The 20,120-nt window shown below is 72.7% G+C and carries 19 protein-coding genes; 7 read left to right on the forward strand and 12 right to left on the reverse strand.

The window, feature by feature from the left end:
* Window positions 1-100: 100 nt before the first annotated feature.
* The gene (locus ACGRHY_RS16105; RefSeq protein WP_394636028.1) at window positions 101-1,225 is read left to right on the forward strand and encodes an ADP-ribosylglycohydrolase family protein; all 1,125 of its coding nucleotides are present in this window, start codon (window positions 101-103) and stop codon (window positions 1,223-1,225) included.
* Window positions 1,226-1,409: 184 nt separating this feature from the next.
* Here ACGRHY_RS16105 and ACGRHY_RS16110 read toward each other — a convergent pair whose 3' ends face one another.
* The 3 genes from ACGRHY_RS16110 to ACGRHY_RS16120 form a co-directional block, all read right to left on the reverse strand.
* Complete coding sequence (locus ACGRHY_RS16110; RefSeq protein WP_206346953.1) at window positions 1,410-1,619, reverse strand: DUF397 domain-containing protein; 210 nt, start codon at window positions 1,617-1,619, stop codon at window positions 1,410-1,412.
* Between the two features lie 206 nt (window positions 1,620-1,825).
* Window positions 1,826-2,686, reverse strand: a complete 861-nt coding sequence (locus ACGRHY_RS16115; RefSeq protein WP_394636029.1) for a helix-turn-helix domain-containing protein — start codon at window positions 2,684-2,686, stop codon at window positions 1,826-1,828.
* Window positions 2,687-2,921: 235 nt separating this feature from the next.
* Window positions 2,922-3,683 carry a GOLPH3/VPS74 family protein gene (locus tag ACGRHY_RS16120; RefSeq protein ID WP_394636030.1) on the reverse strand — a complete coding sequence of 254 codons (762 nt, stop codon included), beginning with the start codon at window positions 3,681-3,683 and terminating at the stop codon, window positions 2,922-2,924.
* Window positions 3,684-4,004: 321 nt separating this feature from the next.
* Here ACGRHY_RS16120 and ACGRHY_RS16125 point away from each other — a divergent pair, with 321 nt between their 5' ends.
* The gene (locus ACGRHY_RS16125; RefSeq protein WP_394636031.1) at window positions 4,005-6,065 is read left to right on the forward strand and encodes a serine hydrolase; all 2,061 of its coding nucleotides are present in this window, start codon (window positions 4,005-4,007) and stop codon (window positions 6,063-6,065) included.
* Window positions 6,066-6,183: 118 nt separating this feature from the next.
* Window positions 6,184-7,263: a YihY/virulence factor BrkB family protein gene (locus ACGRHY_RS16130; RefSeq protein ID WP_394636032.1), complete on the forward strand. Its 1,080-nt coding sequence runs from the start codon at window positions 6,184-6,186 to the stop codon at window positions 7,261-7,263.
* Here the strand turns inward: ACGRHY_RS16130 and ACGRHY_RS16135 are convergent.
* The 3 genes from ACGRHY_RS16135 to ACGRHY_RS16145 all read right to left on the reverse strand — a co-directional run bounded on the left by ACGRHY_RS16135 (window position 7,228) and on the right by ACGRHY_RS16145 (window position 8,536).
* Window positions 7,228-7,596, reverse strand: a complete 369-nt coding sequence (locus tag ACGRHY_RS16135) for a DUF3618 domain-containing protein (RefSeq protein WP_394636033.1) — start codon at window positions 7,594-7,596, stop codon at window positions 7,228-7,230. The two genes, ACGRHY_RS16130 and ACGRHY_RS16135, sit on opposite strands and share 36 nt — an antisense overlap.
* Window positions 7,593-8,027: a phage holin family protein gene (locus ACGRHY_RS16140; RefSeq protein ID WP_394636034.1), complete on the reverse strand. Its 435-nt coding sequence runs from the start codon at window positions 8,025-8,027 to the stop codon at window positions 7,593-7,595. Before ACGRHY_RS16140 ends, ACGRHY_RS16135 begins: the two co-directional genes overlap by 4 nt.
* 335 nt (window positions 8,028-8,362) lie before the next feature.
* Window positions 8,363-8,536 (reverse strand): MerR family transcriptional regulator, encoded by a 174-nt coding sequence (locus ACGRHY_RS16145; RefSeq protein WP_394636035.1) that lies wholly within the window; start codon window positions 8,534-8,536, stop codon window positions 8,363-8,365.
* Between the two features lie 93 nt (window positions 8,537-8,629).
* Here ACGRHY_RS16145 and ACGRHY_RS16150 point away from each other — a divergent pair, with 93 nt between their 5' ends.
* From ACGRHY_RS16150 to ACGRHY_RS16160, 3 genes are all read left to right on the forward strand, one after another.
* Complete coding sequence (locus ACGRHY_RS16150; RefSeq protein ID WP_394636036.1) at window positions 8,630-8,962, forward strand: hypothetical protein; 333 nt, start codon at window positions 8,630-8,632, stop codon at window positions 8,960-8,962.
* Complete coding sequence (locus ACGRHY_RS16155) at window positions 8,908-10,299, forward strand: FAD-dependent oxidoreductase (RefSeq protein WP_394636037.1); 1,392 nt, start codon at window positions 8,908-8,910, stop codon at window positions 10,297-10,299. The genes ACGRHY_RS16150 and ACGRHY_RS16155 overlap by 55 nt, the downstream gene beginning before the upstream one ends.
* 177 nt (window positions 10,300-10,476) lie before the next feature.
* On the forward strand, window positions 10,477-11,127 hold the full coding sequence (locus ACGRHY_RS16160) for an esterase/lipase family protein (protein WP_394638079.1): 651 nt from the start codon (window positions 10,477-10,479) through the stop codon (window positions 11,125-11,127).
* Window positions 11,128-11,297: 170 nt separating this feature from the next.
* On the opposite strand, the gene ACGRHY_RS16165 is transcribed toward ACGRHY_RS16160, so the two are convergent.
* The 4 genes from ACGRHY_RS16165 to ACGRHY_RS16180 form a co-directional block, all read right to left on the reverse strand.
* Window positions 11,298-12,197, reverse strand: a complete 900-nt coding sequence (locus ACGRHY_RS16165; protein ID WP_394636038.1) for a carbohydrate ABC transporter permease — start codon at window positions 12,195-12,197, stop codon at window positions 11,298-11,300.
* Window positions 12,194-13,357, reverse strand: coding sequence for a carbohydrate ABC transporter permease (locus tag ACGRHY_RS16170; protein ID WP_394636039.1), 1,164 nt, complete (start codon window positions 13,355-13,357; stop codon window positions 12,194-12,196). Before ACGRHY_RS16170 ends, ACGRHY_RS16165 begins: the two co-directional genes overlap by 4 nt.
* Window positions 13,358-13,363: 6 nt before the next feature.
* Window positions 13,364-14,608 (reverse strand): sugar ABC transporter substrate-binding protein, encoded by a 1,245-nt coding sequence (locus ACGRHY_RS16175; RefSeq protein ID WP_394636040.1) that lies wholly within the window; start codon window positions 14,606-14,608, stop codon window positions 13,364-13,366.
* Between the two features lie 132 nt (window positions 14,609-14,740).
* On the reverse strand, window positions 14,741-15,799 hold the full coding sequence (locus ACGRHY_RS16180; RefSeq protein WP_394636041.1) for a LacI family DNA-binding transcriptional regulator: 1,059 nt from the start codon (window positions 15,797-15,799) through the stop codon (window positions 14,741-14,743).
* Window positions 15,800-15,920: 121 nt separating this feature from the next.
* Between ACGRHY_RS16180 and ACGRHY_RS16185 the strand changes: the two genes are divergently transcribed.
* A complete protein-coding gene (locus tag ACGRHY_RS16185; RefSeq protein WP_394636042.1) occupies window positions 15,921-18,047 on the forward strand; it encodes an amylo-alpha-1,6-glucosidase in 2,127 nt (708 codons plus the stop codon).
* A gap of 180 nt (window positions 18,048-18,227) precedes the next feature.
* Here the strand turns inward: ACGRHY_RS16185 and ACGRHY_RS16190 are convergent, their stop codons facing one another.
* Window positions 18,228-19,064 carry a carbohydrate ABC transporter permease gene (locus ACGRHY_RS16190; RefSeq protein ID WP_394636043.1) on the reverse strand — a complete coding sequence of 279 codons (837 nt, stop codon included), beginning with the start codon at window positions 19,062-19,064 and terminating at the stop codon, window positions 18,228-18,230.
* A 2-nt stretch (window positions 19,065-19,066) separates the two neighbouring features.
* A complete protein-coding gene (locus ACGRHY_RS16195; protein ID WP_394636044.1) occupies window positions 19,067-20,056 on the reverse strand; it encodes a carbohydrate ABC transporter permease in 990 nt (329 codons plus the stop codon).
* Between the last annotated feature and the right edge of the window lie 64 nt (window positions 20,057-20,120).

Below are 20,120 nucleotides of genomic sequence, written 5' to 3' on the forward strand. Positions count from 1 at the left end.
CTCCGCACCGTCGATTACAGTGCGGTCCGAAACTGGCGGGAACGGACCGGGGCGGACGAGAGCGGACGAGAGCCGAGGGCGAACGGGAGGGGACGGCACGGTGACCGCGACATCTGGCGGCGGCATCTGGGGCCGCACCGAGCAGCAGGACTTCCGCAGCCGGGTACGGGGCTGCCTGCTCGGCGGCGCGATCGGCGACGCGCTCGGAGCGGGGGTCGAGTTCGACTCGCTCGACGCCATCCGGGCCGCCCACGGCGTCCAGGGGGTGACGGACTACGTGCCCGCCTACGGGCGGCGCGGCGCCGTCACCGACGACACGCAGATGACCCTGTTCACCGTCGACGGCCTGATCCGCGCCCATGTCCGGCGCGACACCGGGGCCTGGCACCCACCGACCGACGTGCACGCCGCCCACCTGCGCTGGGCCGTCACCCAGCGCGACTGGGGCCCCGACGAGCGCCGCACCGAGGACGGCTGGCTGGCCCGCCAGGAGTGGCTGTACTCGCAGCGCGCACCCGGCCGCGCCTGCCTGACCGGACTGGCCGACAGCCGGATGGGCACACTGGAGGCCCCGAAGAACCCCGGCTCCAAGGGCTGCGGCACCGTCATGCGCTCCGCGCCCTTCGGTCTGCTCGTCGGCTGGGAGCCGCAACTCGTCTTCCGGCTCGCCGCCGAGTGCGCCGTCCAGACCCACGGCCACCCCACCGGCTACCTGTCGGCGGGGGCCTTCGCCGTCATCGTCCACGCCGTCGCCCGGGGCGAGAGCCTGGACGTCGCGGTGCAGCGGGCCCTGGCCCACCTGGCGGCCCACTCCGGCCACGAGGAGACCACGGACGCCCTCAAGCACGCGCTCGGAGCCGTACGCCAGGGGCTGCCGGGCGCGGAGCGCGTGGAGTCGCTGGGGGAGGGCTGGACGGCGGAGGAGGCGCTGGCGATGGGCGTGTACTGCGCGCTGGTGGCCGAGGACGTACGCCACGGTCTGCTGCTGGCGGTCAACCACGGCGGCGACTCCGACTCCACCGGCTCGGTCTGCGGCAATCTGCTGGGCGTGATGCACGGGGAGACCGCCCTGCCGCCGAACTGGGTCGCCGAACTGGAGGGGCGCGCCACCATCCTGGAGCTGGCCGACGACTTCGCCATGGAGATGACCCAGGGGCCGGCCCTCCACAGCCCGGCCACTCCGGCCGGCTCACCGGGCTGGCTGACCCGCTACCCGCGCGCCTGACCGGGCCCGGCCCCGCGCGGAACCGGATCTCACGCGCGGAACCGGGCCCCGCGTGCGGGGCCCGGGAAGCACCGAACCCCCTCGGCCGGGACGGCGAACCAGTCGAGAGGGCTTCGGTCGCGGTGCCGCGCGGCACCGCGAGGCACGGCGCCGCCGTGGTGCGTCGTGCGGTGTGCGGGAGCGGTCAGCGCCGGGCGAGCGAACCCTGGCCGAGGGCTCCCACGAACGCCGTCCACGAACCGGGGACGAAGTCCAGCGACGGCCCCTGCGGGACCTTGGAGTCGCGCACGGCGACCGCCCGCGGCTCCGGGGACCGCACCTCCACGCACGCCCCGTTCCCGGCGGAGTGGCTGGACTTGGTCCACCTGTCGGTCATGCCCTGTCGGATTGCCATGTCTTCTCCGTTTTCTCCCAGACGGTGAAAATAGCCGGTTGGGCCCGGCGTGCGGCAGACGGTACCCCTCAACCGGGGCCTCCATTAACGCCGTTCACTCGACCGGATGGCATATTCCAAACAGCTCTTCACATCGACACGCCGCTAGGTGTAACTTGCCGTGCCGCCCGCGCCGGCGCCGCCCGTGCGCCGCTGGTGCGCCGGTCTCAGCCCTGGGTGTACTCCTTGGCGATGCCCTCGACGAACTCCCGGGTCTGCTCGACGTTGAGGGCCTGCGCCCGCAGGTGCTCGTACATCACGCTGTAGTTGTGCACGTCGCCGGCCTTCTCCAGATAGAGGTCGCTGGTGACGCCCTCCAGATAGACCACCGTCGAGTCCGCCGCGTCCGGGAACTCCAGGATCGCGTACTGGCCGTTGAGTCCGGGGTGCGCGCCCATGGCGAAGGGCAGCACCTGCACCGTGACATGGGGCAGCCGGGAGAGTTCGAGCAGGTGCTCCAACTGGTCCCGCATGATCTGCTTTCCGCCGACCGTCCGGCGCAGCGCGGCCTCGTCGATCACCGCCCACAGGCGCAGCGGGCTCTTCCGGTCGTGGATGCGCTCCTGCCGGCGCAGCCGCACCTGCACGCGCTTCTCCACGTCCTCCGCCGACGCCTCGGGCAGCGCGCCCGCGACGACGGCCTCCGCGTACCGAGGGGTCTGCAGCAGCCCCGGCATGACCTGCGGCTCGTACACGCGCAGGGACGCCGCGTCCGTCTCCAGCCCGATGTACACGCTGTACGGGATGTCGCCGAACGCGTGCCACCAGCCCTGCTGTCTGGACTCCTTGGCCATCTGCATCAGCGAGTCGACTATCCGCTGGTCGTCGACGTCGTAGACCCCGCACAGATCGCGGACGTCGCGCTGGCTGATGCTGCGGCGTCCGTTCTCCAGCCGGCTGATCTTGGACTGGGAGACCAGCAGCCGGTCGGCGACCTCCTCGGCCGTCATGCCTCTCTGCTCACGGAGCCGGCGCAGCTCCTGACCCAGCCGGCGCCGCCTGACGGTGGGATTGACACTGGATGCCACGGTGCGCACACCTCCGCTTACGCCAATAGGACCGCTCTTGCAGCAGATTGCCACCAACGACCGCGTTCGCGCTGGAAAACCGCCACACAGGGTGTGCACACGCACGCGCGGGGTGGCGGTCCGCACTCCGGTCCCGGAGTGCGGACCGCCACCCCGCGCTTCGCGGCCGACAGAGCGGATTTCGGCCGAGTTCGGGAAATCCGCCGGGTGTCCGCCGAGTGGGGGTGCGGCAGGGTCAGCGGGCGCCCGCGCGGGCCATCCCGCCCCGCCGTGCCTGTCCGGCGAGCGACTGCGGCGCGGTGGCCCGCGTCGCGGCCCGCCCGCCTCCCGGCCCGCCCGCACCCCTGCCGGGAGCGGTGCGCCGGGGCTGCGCGCCCGCGCCGTTCTGCACGTCCATCACGGCGTGCGCGACGAGGCCGCCCATCGGGTCGTGCCTGATCAGATCCCTCAGCCGGGAACGGGATGACCGTCCCTCGTTGCCGGGGTAGAGGTGCTTGCCGAGGCCGACCGCGTGGGCCAGCGCGGCGAGTGCGGCGGTCCGCGGGTCCGGCGGTACGCCGGTGCGGATCGCGTTGTCGAGCCGGGCCCTGATCTCCCGGCTCACGGCCGTCTCCGTCGCCTGGTAGCGAGTCGTCGGCAACACCCCGCACATCTGGCTGGATACGGCATGGACCATGCCGCAGCGCTCCAGGTGTGTGAGATAGGTTTGGCGTAGCCCGAGTCTGGGCCCGCCGATCCAGTGGACCGCGCGGACGGGGCTGCCGCGCCTGCGCAGCAGCTCCAGTGCGGAGTCCAGGGTTGGATCTCCGGTCGGCCGTGGCAGCACCACGGCTATGCGATCCCCGTCAGGGGCTATCCGTCCTGCGAGAGCCAGCTCCACGAGCTGGGCCCCGGCCAGGCCGAGGTCGAGCGACTGCGGCTGCGCCGTGGTTCCCGTTGCCGGGTCCAGGGCCAGCAGCAGAAGCTCCTCCGGAATTGTTCTGCGGCTCCTGCCCATCCATGCCTCCCCGCGTGGATGCATGACAGGGTGACCCCTCTCACAGAGGTCTGTCGAGAGTGCCTGAGTGCTTTGTCATGGAACCGGTAGGTATGTCGTTACCGTCTGGCAATTTAGCGGGCCCTCGCGGCCGCGAAACAGGGCCGGAGTGCCGGGAGAGGACCGGCGTTCAGGACACTGTTTACTGATATGACGAGTGGCGACACCAAGCAGGAGGCATAGGTGGCGGGCAAGTCCCCCGACAGTTCGGAACGGCAGACTTCGTTGGGGGAGACGACCGGAGAGGCCGGAACGGTTCCCGAGCGGGGGCGTGATCCCCGCGTGGCGCTGTACGAGGCACCCGGGGACGAGGCCGGGGCCGGTGGCGAGGAGCCCTCGCCGAACGGCGACGGCCCGGCGGGAGCGGCCGGAGCGGCCGGTTCCGCCGAGGACGGTGCAAAGGCGGAGGCAAAGGCGGAGGCGCGGGAGCCGGAGCCGGAGGAGGCCGGGAAGCCGGAGGCCGCCGGTGAGGACCGGCCCGCCGGTGGGGAGTCCGGGACCGGAGGGCCCGCGGCCGAGGCCGGGCCCGTGGACCGGGCGACGGCGGTCTTCCGGGCTCCCGGGAACAAGACCGGGGACAAGACCGACGAAGCCGACGAGGGTACCGGCGCCGAGGCGGAGACCGACGGGGGCGGGGCTTCCCAGGACGCCGACGCCGGCGTCGATGATGCCGAGGCCCGGCCGGTGGATCAGGCGACGGCGGTGTTCCGCACCCCCGGGGACAAGGCCGAGGACGGCGGGAACGACGAGGACGACGAGGACGCCGGGACCGGCCGGCCGGTCGACCGGACCACCGCGATGTCCCGGGTGCTTCCGGGAAGCGCCCCCGAGGAACCGGTCTCGAAGGACCGCGAGGAGACCGGGGAGCCGGAGGAGACCGAGGCCCCCGCGGAGGCCGCGGAGCCGGCGGAGAGCGAGGCCGAGCGGACGAGCCGATTCGTACCGCTGCGGTCCGCCGACGCCCCCCGCGTGCCCCCGGCCGTCGTGTCGCCCGAGCAGCCGCCGCACACGCCGGGCCCCGAGCTGCCGGAGGCCGAGCGGACGAGGCAGCAGCCGCTGCCGCCGCACAGGCCCCTGGAACTGCTGGCCGAGCTGACGAACAAGCCCGCCCCGCCCGAGACCCCGGTGCGGGTCGCCCTGCGGCGGATCAAGATCTGGTCGCCACTGGTCCTGCTGCTGGTGATCGTTCTGGCGGTCACGCAGCTCATGCGCCCGCTGCCCGCCCCCGAGCTGGTGCTCACCGCCTCCGCCACCCACACCTTCGAGGGCGAGGAGCCCGCCCTGGACTGGCCGCCCGAGGGCCAGGCCGTCCTGGAGGTGGAGGGGCTCGGGTCCCTCGGCTCGTACGGCGAGGAGAAGCCGGTGCCGATAGCGAGCGTGGCGAAGGTGATGACCGCCTACGTCATCCTGCGCGACCACCCGCTCAAGGCGGGCGAGGAGGGCCCGAAGATACCGGTCGACGCGCAGGCCGAGAAGGACGCGGGCCTCAGCGCCCAGGGCGAGTCGACCGTCGAGGTGGAGGAGGGCGAGGAGATCACCCTCAACGAGGCCCTCCACGCCCTGATGATCGCCTCCGCCAACAACGTGGCGCGGCTGCTGGCCCGCTGGGACTCCGGCGGCTCGGAGAAGGCGTTCGTGGAGAAGATGAACGCCGCCGCCGAGGAGCTCGGGATGGAGAACACCACCTACACCGACGCCAGCGGGCTGCGGAAGGACACCGTCAGCACGGCCGCCGACCAGGTGAGACTCGGTAAGAAGGTGATGGACTACGAGGCGTTCCGGGACATCGTGAAGAAGCCCTCGTACGAGGACCGCAACGGCGTCAACCACCGAAACTGGAACGGACTCGTCCCGTACAACCGCGCGATCGGCATCAAACCCGGCACGACCACCGCGGCCGGCGGCAATCTGCTGTTCGCGGGGGAGAAGGAGGTCGGCGGCACCACGCAGCTGATCGTCGGCGCGGTCATGAGCCAGCACAAGCCGTCGATCATCGACACGGTGGTCGCCGAGAGCCGCGATCTGCTGATCTCCGCGCAGGAGGTCCTGAAGTCGGAGAAGATCGTCGCCAAGGGCGACGTGGTGGGCTATGTGGACGACGGCCTCGGCGGCCGTACGCAGGTGGTCGCGACCGAGGACGTCTCGGCGGTCGGCTGGTCCGGCCTGAAGGTGGAGCTGGCCCTGACCGACGGCGGCAAGGGCGTGCCGCACACGGCGGCGCCGGGCGACACCGTCGGCACCCTGACCGTCGGCAGCGGGCCGGGCCAGGTGAAGGTCCCGGTCGCCGTCCGGGGCGAGATGGCCGAACCGGACGTGGGAACGCGGCTGACCCGCATCCTGTGACGTACGGGCCGCGGGGCCCGTAAGCGGGGCGCGGTACGGACGGGAGACACCGTCCGTACCGCGCCCCGCGCGCGTCCGGCCGGGCCCGCCGTTACCCAGCCGTGCCCCCGGCCGGCACATGTCCGGGCCCGCGGCGGTAATCCTCAGGACCATGGCGAAGACGTGGTGGGCCGTCGCGCGGGGCATGGCCAAGGAGTTTTTCGACGACGAGATCCCGGACCGGGCGGCGACCCTCACGTACTACGGCGTGCTGTCGATCTTCCCCGCCCTGCTGCTGCTCGTCTCGCTGCTCGGCGCGGTCGGCGAGACGGCGACGGAGTACATCCTGGAGAACCTCCAGCGGCTCGCGCCCGGCCCGGCCCGCGAGATCCTGAGCGACACGGTGGGCGAGATCCAGCGCGGTGGTGGCGGCGGCTTCGTGGCGGTCGTCAGCCTGCTGGGCGCGGTGTGGGCCTCCTCCGGCTACGTCGCCGCGTTCATCCGCGCGGCCAACCGCGTCCTCGACATCCCCGAGGGCCGCCCGGTGTGGAAGCTCACGCCGCTGCGGATCGGCGTGACGCTGACCCTGATGGTGCTGCTCGTGGCGAGCGCGGTGATCGTGGTCTTCACCGGCGGACTGGCCGAGCAGGCCGGGAAGGCCGTCGGCATGGGCGACCAGGCGCTGCTGGTGTGGTCGGTCGCCAAGTGGCCGGTGCTGGTGCTGCTGGTCGCGGCGATGATCAGCATCCTGTACTGGTCGGCCCCCAACGCCCGGCTGCGGGGCCTGCGCATGGCGCCGGGCAGCGTACTGGCCGTGCTGCTGTGGCTGGCCGTCTCGGCGGGCTTCGCGGTCTACACGGCGAACTTCGGCTCGTACAACAAGACGTACGGCACCCTCGCCGGCGCCGTGGTCTTCCTCGTCTGGCTGTGGCTGTCGAACCTGGCCATCCTGCTCGGTCTGGAGCTGGACGCCGAGCTGGCCCGCCGGCGGGCGTACGCGGACGGGCTGCCGAAGGGGGAGGAGCCGTACGTGGAGCCGCGCGACACCACCAAGTGGCCGCGTTCGCTGCGGCTGCGGCTCAGGCGCCTCAGGTGGCTCAGGAGGCAGCGGCGCGGAGGCGAGCCCGCCCGCACCGGCCCGGACCGGGACCGGGCCCCGGATCGGGACTCGGACCCGGACGCCTCACGCGGCCATACGCTTGACAAGGCGGCGGACTGACGCCGGCATCCGCGGGTCGTGGCGCAGCGGGTGCCGCTGCCGCAGCACCTGCCGCCGCCGCAGCACCACGGCGGCCACGGCGATGGCGAGCGCGGCCCCGCCCGCCACGGCCAGCGGCACGGCGTTGCGCCGGCCCGCCCGTACGGCGCCCGCCGCCTTGCGCTGCGCCAGGGCCCTGACGTCGGCCTTGGCCGTCAGCTCCTCGATGGTGTCGCCCAGCTCCCGGCGCGTGCGGTCGATCCGCTCACGCAGCTCGGCGGGGGTCTCCGGGTCGACGGGGATGCCCGGGGTGTCCGGGACCTCCGCCTCCCTGGTGTCCCTCGAAACGCTCATCGCCGCACCCTTCCCCTGATCTCGTCCAGATCGTCGTGCACGCCCCGCAGCGCCCGCTCGGGCTTGGCGGGCGTCGCCCTGCGCATCTGCTGCCGCCCCAGGAACGCCAGCACCCCGGCGACGAGGAACAGCACCGCCATGATCACCAGGGCGGACAGCCACACCGGCCACACCACGGACAGACCGGCGATCGCGGCCGTCACACCGGCGCCCACCGCGTACAGCGCGACCACCCCGGCGCCGCCGAGCATGCCGCCGCCCATACCGGCCCGCTTGCCCTTCTCGGCCATCTCCATCTTGGCGAGCTGCAGCTCCTCCTTCATGAGCTGCGACATCTGCGCGGTGGCCCGCGACACCAGTTCGCCGACGGAGTGCTCCTCTCCGGGCCCGTGCCCGCGCTCGTGTCCGTCCATCCGCTGCATCGTGTTCATCGTCGTCGCGCTCCCCTCATGGGTCAGCACTCCGAGTACCTCCGCTCACCGCCCGCTAACCCGGCCTCACCCGTTCGTCGCGGCGTCCGGCGGCGTCCGGCGGCGTCCGGCGGTGTCCGGCGGTGTCCGGTGGTGTCCGGGGCGCGGGAGCGGGCACGGCGGCGCGTCCCCGTCCCGCCGTGCCCGCCGCCCGAGTGCCTTCCCGAAAGCCGGAGCTCCCGGGGCGCCGAGCCCGGCCGGCCTGGGCGGTCTCATGCAGACGGCTCCCGCAGCCGGTCTGTGCCTCCCGGCACGGTGACCGGAGGGTACGGGGAGGTGTCCGCCGGGCCGGCGGGTCACCGGCCGGCCCGGCGGGCGGAGCGTTCGGCGGCGAAGACGTCCTCCAGGCGGTAGAGCAGGGCGCGTCCCTGCCGTCCCGCCGGGGCGAGGCGGCCGAGCTGCACCCACTTGCGGATGGTGGCCGGTGCGACCGAGACCTCCCGGGCGGCCATCGCCGCGGTGACCAGCATCAGGCGCCACCGCCTCGCGGTCCGTCCGGCGGTCCGTCCGACGGCTCGTGCGGCAGCGCGTGCTGTGGCCAGGAGTGCCGGTGGGCGGGGTCGGTGCGGCAGCCGCACCCGGGGCCGTCGCAGCGGCAGCCGGGGTTGGTGGTGCGCCGCGACGACGGCTCCCTGGCGCTGACGGTGTGGACCGGCAGCCCGGACGTCCTGCCCGACCAGCCGGTGCAGATCATCGACCGCAAGGGCAACGTGGTCGTCGCCGACGACGCCCGGCGCCGCGGACTGGCCCGCCCCTACGTGCCCTATCCGCTGCCCGCGCCGGTGGCGGTCAGCCGCTGGGAGTCCACCGCGGCGACCTCCTGGACCACCCTCGTTCGCCCATGGCCCCCACTCTCCGACCCGCCCGGGCGGCGGGCCGGTCCCACGCCGTGGTGATCGGCGCCGGCCTCGCGGGCCTGACGGCGGCCCGCGCCCTCGCCGACGCCTACGAGCGGGTGACGGTGCTCGACCGGGACGCGCTCCCCGCCGACCCGGCCCCGCGCCGCGGCGTACCGCAGGGCCGGCAACTCCACGTACTGCTCGCCCGCGGCGCGCAGGCGCTGGAGGAGCTGTTCCCCGGATTCCTGGGGGAGCTGCTCGCGGCGGGGGCCACCCGCGCGGACACCCAGGGCGAGGCCCACTGGTACCTCGACGGCCACCTCCTGCACCCGGCACCCTCCGGGGTCATCTCCTACGGCGCGAGCCGGCCGCAGGTGGAGCACCACGTACGCGCGCGCGTCGCGGCGCTCCCCGGTGTCGCGATCCGGGAGAGGGCGGAGGCGCTCGGCCCGGTCACCGGGCCCGACCGCGGCCGGGTCACCGGAGTCCGGGTGCGCCCGCGCGCCGGCGGTGCCGGGGAGCCCGGGGAGGAGACGATCCCCGCCGACCTGGTCGTCGACGCCTCGGGCCGGGGCTCGCGGGCCCCGGCCTGGCTGGAGGAGCTCGGGTACCCCCGGCCGCGGCAGACGCGGGTGCGCGCCGACGTCGTCTACGTCACCCGGCACTTCCGGCGCGAACCCCACCACATCGGCGGCCGGAGCGGCGTCGCGCTGGTGCCCTTCCCCGGACTGCCGCGCGGCGGTGCCATCGTCTCGGAGCGTGAGGACCGGTTCGCGGTCGTCCTCTTCGGCCTGCTGGGCGAGGAGCCCCCGGCCGACGAGGCGGGCATGCCGGCATACGCCGAGACCCTGCCCGGACCGGATGTGGCCGAGGTGCTGCGCACGGCCGAGCCGCTGAACGAGCCGGTGAGGATGCGCTATCCGGCCAGCGCGCGCCACCACTACGAGAAGCTGGACCGCCACCCCGGCGGCTTCCTCGTCACCGGCGACGCCCTGTGCAGCTTCAACCCCGGCTACGGCCAGGGCATGACGGCGGCGGCCCAGCAGGCGATCGTGCTGCGCGCGCTCCTCGCCCGGGACCGGGACGCCGACGCACTGCCCCGGCGCTTCTTCCGCGCCGCCGCCAGGGTCGTCGACACCCCGTGGCTGCTGGCCGCCGGCGGCGATCTGCGCTTCCCCGAGGCGGAGGGGAGGCGTGGCCCGGCCGACGGGCTGCTGGACCGGTACCTCACCCGCTACCGCGCGGCTGCCTCCGTCGATCCCGTGCTGGGCCGGATGTTCCCGGCGGTGGCCCACATGCTCCAGCCGCCCGCCCGGCTGATGTCGCCCGGCCACGTGCTCCGCGTACTGCGCGCGCCGAGGAGGGCCGGCGGCCCGGTGGGCGCGGAGTCGTAAAGAAATCGTGTACGCGGCAAGTAAGGCACGCACGGGTCTTGCCCGGCACCGGTGACCGGCCAGTAACCTGCGATCCCCCCCCCACGGTGCAACCGCTCTCCGACCCCCGTCCCCCCGCATCCACTTGAGGTCGCAGTGAAGAAGAAGTCACTGGCCGTCGCGGCAACCGCGGCATCCATGCTCGCGCTCACCCTCCAGGCCCCGGCCGCGGCGGCCGCAGCGTCTCCCTCCGCCTACGGCCCCGGCAGCAACCCGATCCTGTTCGTCCACGGCTGGAACAGCAGCGGCTCCACGTGGAACACCATGGCCGACCGCTTCCGCGCCGACGGCTGGCCCACCAGCCACCTGAAGCAGTGGACGTACAACACCGGCCAGTCCAACGCCACCACCGCCCAGCAACTCGCCACCGAGGTCGACCGGCTGCTCGCCGCCACCGGGGCGAGCCAGGTCGACGTGATCACCCACTCCATGGGCGGTCTCTCCTCGCGCTACTACGCCAAGAACCTCGGTGGCGCGGCGAAGATCGACGCCTGGGTCTCCCTCGGCGGCCCCAACCACGGCACCGACACGGCCTACTGGTGCTTCCAGACCTCCTGCTACGAGATGCGCATCGGGTCGAGCTACCTGAACTCCCTCAACTCCGGTGACGAAACACCCGGTTCGGCGCGCTACGCCACCTGGTGGTCGCCCTGCGACACCGTCATCAACCCCGACAGCAGCGTCGCCCTGTCGGGTGCGGTCAACAACAGGACCGCCTGCCTGTCGCACTCCGGGCTGCTGAGCGACTCCACGGTCTACGGCCAGGTCCGGGACACGGTCAACAGCTGAACCCCGGCGGACGCCCCGTCCCGCCCCTTCCCGGGAGGGGGTGTCCGCCCCGGGCCCGCCCCCGATGAGCGGGGCGGCCGGGCCCGTGCCCGCCGCCCCGGTCGGCGTCGCCGTCGGCCAGGGGCGCGACGCCGTCGCCGCCGGCGGGCGGAGCCCGGACCCGTCAGGCGCTACTCCTTGACCGCTCCCGCGTTGGCGCCGTGGACGAAGTAGCGCTGGAAGCAGAAGAACAGCGCCGCCACCGGCAGGGTCGCCAGCAGCGCCGCCGCCAGCTTGAGCGGGTACTGGGTGCCGCCGCCCAGGCCGCCGGAGACCAGCCGTGCGAGACCGGTGGTCAGGGTCTCGTACTGGCTGGACTGGGTGGCCACGAGGAAGTGGGTGAACTCGTTCCACGAGCCCTGGAACGACAGGATGGTCAGTGTGATCAGGGCGGGCCGGGCCATCGGCAGGACCACCGACCAGAAGGTGCGGAAGACCCCGGCGCCGTCGACACGGGCGGCCTCCTCCACCTCCCGCGGGATGGACTCGAAGAACTGCTTCATGATGAAGATGCCCGCCGCGTCCACCATGAGCGGCAGGATCATCCCGGTGTAGGTGTCGAAGAGACCGAAGGTGTTGAGCACCAGGAATCTCGGTATCAGCAGGGCCACGTTGGGCACCGCGAGGACGGCGACGACGAAGCCGAACAGCAGGGCGCGTCCGCGGAAGCGCAGCCGGGCCAGGGCGTACCCGGCCATCGAGTCGAACAGCACCCGCCCGGCGGTGACGACGACCGCGACGACCGCCGAGTTGCCCAGCCAGCGCAGGAACGGCACTCCGTCACCTGCCTGGCCGAGTCCGAACAGACGCTGGTAGGCGGCGGTCGTAGGGGTTACGGGAACCAGCCCGAGGGGGTGGGCGGCGGCGTCCGGGTCCGTTTTGAACCCGGTCACCAGCTGGATGACGAACGGCATGAGGTACAGCAGTCCGAGTGCCGCGACCAGCGTGTATCCGAGGATCCGCAGTGCTGCGGGGAAGCGGCCGAGCACCGGAGGACCCGACGCCCGGGCGGCCGCGGCCTTCGAGTTCATCGGTTCCTCCGGGTACGGGGGGCCCGCTCGCGCAGGACGAGGCGCTGCAGGGCGGTCATGGCCAGGATCAGGGCGAGCAGGATGAAGGCGATGGCCGCCCCCTGTCCGAAGTCGGCGTCGCCGAAAGCGGACGAGTAGGACAGGTAGGCAGGGGTCAGGGTCGTGTTGCCGGGGGCGCCCTGGCTCATGACGTACACCTGGTCGAAGACCTGCCAGGTGCCGATCAGGCCGAGGGTGAGGACGAGGAAGAGCACGGGCCGCAGGGACGGCAGCGTCACGTGGCGCAGTATCCCGAAACGGCCCGCGCCCTCGATGGCGGCCGACTCCTCCAGCTCGCGCGGGATGTCCTGAAGGGCCGCGAGGAAGATCAGCATGAAGGTGCCGGAGGTCGTCCACACGGCGAGCAGGATGATCGTGCACATCGCCACGGACGGTCCGGACAGCCACTCGAACCAGGACAACCCCATGAAGGAGCGGTCGGCCAGGGCACCCGGGGGGCGGTCGGTGTCGACCACACCGAGGCCGTCGAGCAACAGGGAGAGGACCCCGCGGGGGTCGTTGAACCAGTTCGGTCCCTTCACCCCGATCCAGGACAGCACGGTGTTGACGGCGCCGCTGCCCTGGAACAGGAAGAGGAAGACGGTGGCGACCGCGATGGAGCTGGTGACCGAGGGGAAGAAGAACGTGGTGCGCAGGGCGCCGCGGCCGCGCAGCAGCCGCTGGTTGACGATGAGCGCCAGGGACAGCGCGAGGACGGTCTGCAGCGGCACGGTCAGCAGCACGTAGTAGAGGTTGTTCCGCAGCGAGGTCGCGAACAGGGCGCGGTCGAGGCCGTCCTGGGTGAGCAGGGCCCGGTAGTTGTCGAGCCCCACGAAGTCCGCCCGGCCGCTGAAGGGGTTGGACTGCCCGTCCCAGTGCAGCAGGCTCACCCACAGCGCCATCAGGATCGGCAGGACCAGGAACAGACCGAGGACGAGCACCATGGGGCTGACGAACAGCCAGCCCCAGGCGCCCTCGCCGCGGCGCCCCGCACGCGGGGAGGGGCGTGCGTGGGGCGCCGCGGCCGGGCCGGGCCCGCCGGGCGGGGTTGGTACGCCCGGCGAGCCGGCCGTCTGGGGGGCGCCACCGGCCGCCGTACGGGTGGTGTCACGGACAGGCACGGTGGCTCAGTCGCCCTTCGCGAGGACCTGCTCGCCGTTGCGCTGCAGGTCGGCGAGGATCTTCTCCGGGTCGGCGGTGGCCAGCGCCGCGAGGTCGGTGTTGAACTGGGTGAGGACCTTGTCGAAGCCGGCGACGGTCACCGGGCCCTGGGCGTAGGCGCCGGCGTCGGCCCACGCCTGGGCGGACGGGTTCTGCCCGGCGTACTCGGCGAGGGCGCTGGTGCGCGAGGGCATGACGCCGAAGGCCTCGGCGTTCTTCAGCTGCTGTGCGCTGGTGGTGAGGTACTTCACCAGGTCCACGGCCGCCGCCCGGTGGGCACTCTCGGCGGCGACGCCCCAGCACTGGCTGAAGGCGAGCGTGCCCTTGCCGGCCGGGCCGGCGGGCAGCGGGACCACCTTGTACCTCACGTCCGGGTAGTCGAGCTTCATGGCGCCCGCGAGCCAGTTGCCCTCGATGGTCATGGCGGCCTTGCCCTTGCCGAAGGCCTCGCCGCCCCAGTTGGTGTCGACCTGGGCGGCGTACTTCATGGAGCCGGACTTCAGCAGGGAGCGCACGTACTCGAGCGCCCGGACGTTCTGCCTGCTGTCGGCGGTCATCCTCGTCTGGTCGGCGTCGGTTATCCAGCCGCCGGACTCCTTCATGAAGACGCCGATCCGCTGGTACTCGCCGTTGACGACGAGTCCGGTGACGTCACCGGCGGTCAGCTCGTCGGCGACCTTCTCCAGCTGCGCCCAGGTGGTGGGATGGTCCTCGGCGGTCAGCCCGGCCTTCTCCCACAGGTCGGTGTTGATCGCCAGGGCGAGGGTGGAGGTGTCCTTGGGCAGGCACACCAGCTTCCCGTCGTGGGTGAAGGAGGCACGCAGGCGGGGGGAGAAGTCGTCCGCGTCCTCGACCTGGTCGCCGTAGGCGTACAGGGAGCCGCCCCCGGCGTAGTTCGCGAACTGGTCGGAGTTGACGTAGAAGGCGTCCGGCGGCTTGTGCCCGGCGAAGGACTGGGCGAGCTGCTGGTTGATGTCCTTGGCGACATCCACGGTCACGGTGTTGCCGGACCGCTCGGCCCACGCGTCCGCCGCTTCCTTGACGGCTCTGGTCTCGGCGTCGCCCGAGGAGGCGATCAGCACGGTGAGGTGCTGTCCGTCACCGGTGGCCTGCGGTGTGCCCCCGGTGTCGCCGAAATCCGACGAACAGCCGGTGGCGGCGAGGAGTGCCGTGCAGGTTGCGAGGGCCGCGAAGACCGTGCGGTTGACCATGGGTTCCTCCGAAGGGGGCGGGGTGGTGCGTACGGCTTCACCCGGACGGCACGGGCGTGCGCGCCGGGTGGGGGGTGCGGGGGAGCCGGATGTTCCGGGTCCGGGCGGTGCCGGCCGACGGCTCGGCGGCGCCTACCCGGCGGCGGTGGACGCGGCCGCGGCGGTGCTGTCACGCACGATCAGGGACGGCTCCAGCAGGAGCCGCTCGGGCGGCGCGTCGGGGGCGGACATCCGGGCCAGCAGCAGGCGTACGCACTCCCGGCCGACGTCCTCCAGCGGCTGGTCGACGGAGGTCAGCGCGGGGGAGAGGAGCGCCGCGGCCGGTGAGTCGTCGAAACCGACCACGGCGACGTCCCGGCCGGGCCGGGCGCCGCGCTCGCGCAGCGTCTGGTAGCAGCCGAGCGCCAGCATGTCGCTGGCCGTGATCACAGCGGTCGCCCCCGCGTCCAGGAGCGGCTTGACGGCTGTGCAGGCCGCCGCGATGTCGTTCACGCTCTGCGCGCGCCGTCCCCGGGTCGGCAGTCCGTGCCGGCGCATGGCCCGCTGCCAGCCCGCGGCGCGGTCGTCACCGGTGCCGGAGGCGCCGCGCTCCCAGCCCAGGAAGGCGATCCTGCTGTGACCCAGGGCGACCAGGTGCTCGACGGCGGCGTCGGTGCCCGATGCCCCGTCGACGTCGACCCAGTCGCCGATCTGCCGCCCCGACCACATCCGGCCGAAGCCGACGAAGGGCACACCCCGCTTGGCGAGCCACGCCTGGCGCGGGTCGCCCCGCTCGGTGCCGCTGAGCACGAAGCCGTCCACCCCGTGCTGGCCGAGCATCTCCTCGTAGCCCTCCAGGCTCGGGCCGCCGGGCGGGCAGGCGAACAACAGGACGCGGTAGCCGGCCTCGTCGGCGGCCTTCGACAGCGCGTGCAGGAACCGGTCGAGGACCGGATGGCTGGACGGCACGGGCAGTACGCCGTAACCGATCAGCTTGCTGGACCGGGTCCGCAGTGTCTGCGCGGCACGGCTGGGGCGGTAGTTCATCTCGTCGATCACGCGGCGGACCCGCTCCAGGGTCTCCGGCCGCAGCATGTCCGGCGAGTTGATCGCGTTCGACACCGTCTGCGGTGAGACCCCGGCCCGGCGGGCGACCATCGCGAGGGTCGCCGGGCCGCCCTTGGCCGCGGAGTCGTTCCTGGAGCGGGGCATGTGGGTCTCCAACTCGCGGAAGAGACAGAGGGATTGTTTTAGCGTTCCAAAGGCGTTGTCGGCCTTCACGGGATTGACTTAGGGTCTTTGGAACGATCTAACGCTGAGAGGTTCCACTCACTTGGACAGCACTGTCAAGACCCAGGACACCGGCGGTCCGGCCACGGCCCCCCCGCGGGCGGCCGCGGGCCTGCAACCGTTCCTGCACGACGCGGTCCTCACGCTGTACGCGCCGAGCCTCGTGATCTCCCGCGCGGACGGTCAGCTCAGCGGGGGAGGGGACGGCTTCTACCACGGCGACCGCAGAGCGCTGTCCCGGCTGACCGTCGCGGCCGAGGGCATCGCCCTGGCGCCGGTCCAGGGCGGACTGCGGGGAGCGGACCGGGCGGACTTCCGGGCGGTTCTGCGCGGTCTCGGGGAGACGACGCCGGACCCGGCGGTCACCGTGCACCGGCGTCGCAGCACGGCGCCCGGCCGGCTCGAGGAGGTCATCGAGGTCACCAACGCGGGCAGCGAACACGTCCGCTTCCGGCTGACGGTGACCGCCGGCACGGACCTTGCCACCATGGAACAGGTGAAGTCCGGACAGACCCCGCAGGCGGTGACGCCGCAGGCCGCGGACCCCGGTGCCGCCCTGTCCTGGACGGGCGGCGACCTCACGGTCGGCCTGGCCTGCGAGCCCGCGCCGGACACCCTCCAGGTGCCGGCGGGCCGGCTGCTCTACGACATCGACCTCCGGCCCGGCACCTCGTGGAGCGCGACACTGGACTGCACCGCGGCCCACGCGGACGGCGACCAGTTCCCGGCCGCGCCCGCCGGCCGGCTCCCCTGGCGCACTCCGGCCCCGCGCAGCGCGGACCGCCGACTCGACCGGTGGCTGGAGCAGTCCCTCGCCGACCTGGACCGCCTGCGCCTGACCGATCCGGAGTCGTCGCGGGAGGGCCGCCGGGACCAGTTCCTGGCCGCCGGCGCCCCCTGGTTCCTGACCCTCTTCGGCCGCGACTCGCTGTGGGCCGCCCGCATGCTCCTCCCGCTCGGCACCGACCTCGCCGCCGGCACCCTGCGCACCCTCGCCCGCCGTCAGGGCGCCGTCACCGACCCGGCCACGGAAGAGCAGCCCGGCAAGATCCTGCACGAAGTGCGCCGTGACACCCTTCGGATCGCGGACCGGCTCTCCCTCCCGCCGGTGTACTACGGCACGGTCGACGCCACCCCCCTGTGGATCACCCTCCTTCACGACGCCTGGCGCTGGGGCCTGCCCCCCGAGGAGGTCGAGTGCCTGCTGCCGCACGCCGAGTCGGCGCTCGCGTGGATGCGCGAACAGGCGGACGCGAGCGGCGACGGTTTCCTCAAGTACGTCGACCACACCGGTCACGGTCTGTCCAACCAGGGATGGAAGGACTCCGAGGACTCCATCCGCTACCGCGACGGACGCCTCGCCGATCCTCCGATCGCCCTGTGCGAAGTCCAGGCGTACGCCCATGAGGCCGCACGCGCCGGAGCGGCTCTCCTCCGCGCCTTCGGCCGGCCGGGCGCGGACACCTGGGAGGAATGGGCCCACCGCCTCGCCCTCCGCTTCCGCGAGCGCTTCTGGGCCGAGGACGGACGAGGCCCCTATCCGGCCGTCGCGCTGGACGGCGACGGCCGCCCGGCGGACGCCGTCACCTCCGGCTTCGGCCACCTGCTCGGCACGGGTCTGCTCAACGGGGAGGAGAGCGCGCTGCTGGCCGCCCGGCTGACCGGGCCCGACCTCGACGCGGGCCACGGTCTGCGCACCCTCAGCAGCGAGGCGGTCGGATACAACCCCTACGGCTACCACACCGGCTCCATCTGGCCGCACGACACCGCCGTCGCCGTGCACGGTCTGGTCAGGGCCGGCTTCCCGGACGCCGCCGCATCACTGGCGGACGGCCTGCTGACGGCATCGGCCGCCTTCGACGCACGGCTGCCCGAACTCTTCGCCGGCCACGGCAGCCGGGCGGGCTCCGGCCCCGCCCCCTACCCCGCGTCCTGCCGCCCCCAGGCGTGGGCGGCCGCCTCCTCCGTCCTGGTGCTCCGGGCCGCCCTCGGCCTCGACGCGGACGTCCCCGGCGGCACCGTCACCGTGACCCCCGCCTTCGCCTCGTCGTTCACGCCGCTCACGGTGACGGGGCTCCAGGCCGGTGGAGAGCGACTGGACGTCTCGGTCGCGGCGGACGGATCGGTCGAGGTGACCGCGCCGGAAGGGCTGAGCGTGATCACCTCCTGATTCCGCCCGGGCGGCCCCGCGACGCCTCCGCCGTGCCCGGAACACGCCCGGTGCCCCTGCGGTGACGGGCGCGGGCCGTTCCGCTCCGTGCACGGGCGGCGGTGGAGGCCGTGTCCCTCCGGGCAGCGGTTTCCCGCGATCGGCGGACGGCCGACGCCGTCCGGCGGCTCGGGCCGCTGCTCAGCCCTTGACGGCGGAGGCGGCCACCCCCTGGACGAACCACCGCTGGAAGAACGCGAAGACGACCAGGACGGGCAGGACGAGGAGCACGCCGAAGGCGAGGACCTGGCCCCAGTCGACGGGCATCTGACCCTGGAAGACGCTTATCTGCAGGGGCAACGGGCGCACCGAGGGATCGGAGACCATCAGGACGGGCCACAGGAAGGAGCCCCACTGGATGAGGAAGGTCAGGATCGCGACCGAGGCGAACGCCGGCTTCGACATCGGAACGATGATCGCGAAGAAGGTGCGCCAGGGGCCGGCGCCGTCGATACGGGCGGCTTCCTCGATGCTGGGCGGGATGGCGCGGAAGAAGGTGGCGAACTGGTAGAGGGAGAAGGCGTTGGCGATGAACGGGACGGCCTGGATGTAGATGGTGTTGCGCTGGTCGTTGAGCATGTAGAACAGCGGGACGGCGACCGCTTCGAACGGGACCAGCATCAGCAGCAGGACGAGGGTGAAGACAGTGCCCTGACCGCGCCATCTCAGCCGGGTGAGGCCGTAGGCGGCCATGGAGTTGACGATCAGGCCGCCCAGGACCACGACGCCGGCCAGGAGCACCGAGACGCCCATGAAGCGCCAGAAGTAGCCGGTGGCCTCGGAGTCGAAGCTGCTGAGGACGGCGCTGTAGTTGTCGAACGACAGGTCGGTGGGCAGGAAGCCGGTCAGGCCGTCGAGCACCTGGTCGGAGGGCTTGAGACTGCCGAGGACCAGGTAGAGGGCCGGCAGGACGAAGATGAACGCGAGCACGCTGAGGACGGCATAGTCGAGGAAGCGGCGCAGGGGTGTGCGGGTCATGGTCAGTCCTCGTTGCCGGGGCGCACGACACGGCGCTGGATGAGGGTCAGGGCGACGACGATCAGGAAGAAGACGACGGTGATCGCGGATGCCTGACCGATGTTGTTCTGGTCGAAGGCGGTGGTGACGGCCTGGTACATCACGGTGCGGGTGGCGTCCTCGTCGAGTCCGCCGCCCTTGACGAGGACGTAGACCTGGTCGAAGACGCGGAAGGACAGTACGGAGGTGAGCATGGCGACGAAGACGAGGGTGCCGCGGATGCCCGGCATGGTGACGTGGCGGAACTGCTGCCAACGGGAGGCCCTGTCGAGCCGCGCGGCCTCGTAGAGCTCGGTGGGGATCTGCTGGAGGCCGGCGAGCAGTATGACCATCTGGAAGCCGACGCCCTGCCAGATGGACAGCACGATGATCGAGGCCATGGCGGTGAGTCCGTCGCCGAGCCAGTCGAAGGCGCCCCAGTTGCCGAAACTGACCGCGTTCAGGGCGGAGTTGAGCAGGCCGTCGCCGCTGCGGGAGAGGATGAGCCGCCAGATGACGGCGACCAGGGCCATGGGGAAGACGACGGGGAGGAAGAACAGCGACCGGAAGACGCCGATCGCCTTGAGCTTGCGGTTGAGCAGGATCGCCAGGCCCAGGGCGAGGGCGGTCTGGAGGGGGACGACGACCGCGGCGAAGGTCAGGTTGTTCAGCAGGGCCCGCAGGAAGGGGCCGGACATGTCGGGGTCGGTGAAGATGCGCCGGTACTGCTCCAGGCCGAAGAAGCGCGGCGGGAGTGGGGAGCCGAGCCGCACGTTGTAGAAGGACAGGACGACGGCGTAGACGAAAGGCACACCGACGAAAGCGATCAGTCCGCCGAGGGCGGGTGCGGACATCAGCAGTCCGTGCACCCGGTCACGGTCGGGCCGCCGGGGCCGTACCGGCCCGGCGGACGCTGGTGACGGGTCCGGCTTCCGCCGGTCCGGTGCGGCGGGTGCGGGGTTCACGGTGGTCACGGTGGGGTCCTCTTCCCGGCCGGGAGGGGCGGGCGCGTCGGTGCGCGTCCACCCCTCCCGGCCG

It is taken from the genome of Streptomyces shinuiensis (assembly GCF_043660855.1).
Classification (GTDB): Bacteria; Actinomycetota; Actinomycetes; order Streptomycetales; family Streptomycetaceae; genus Streptomyces.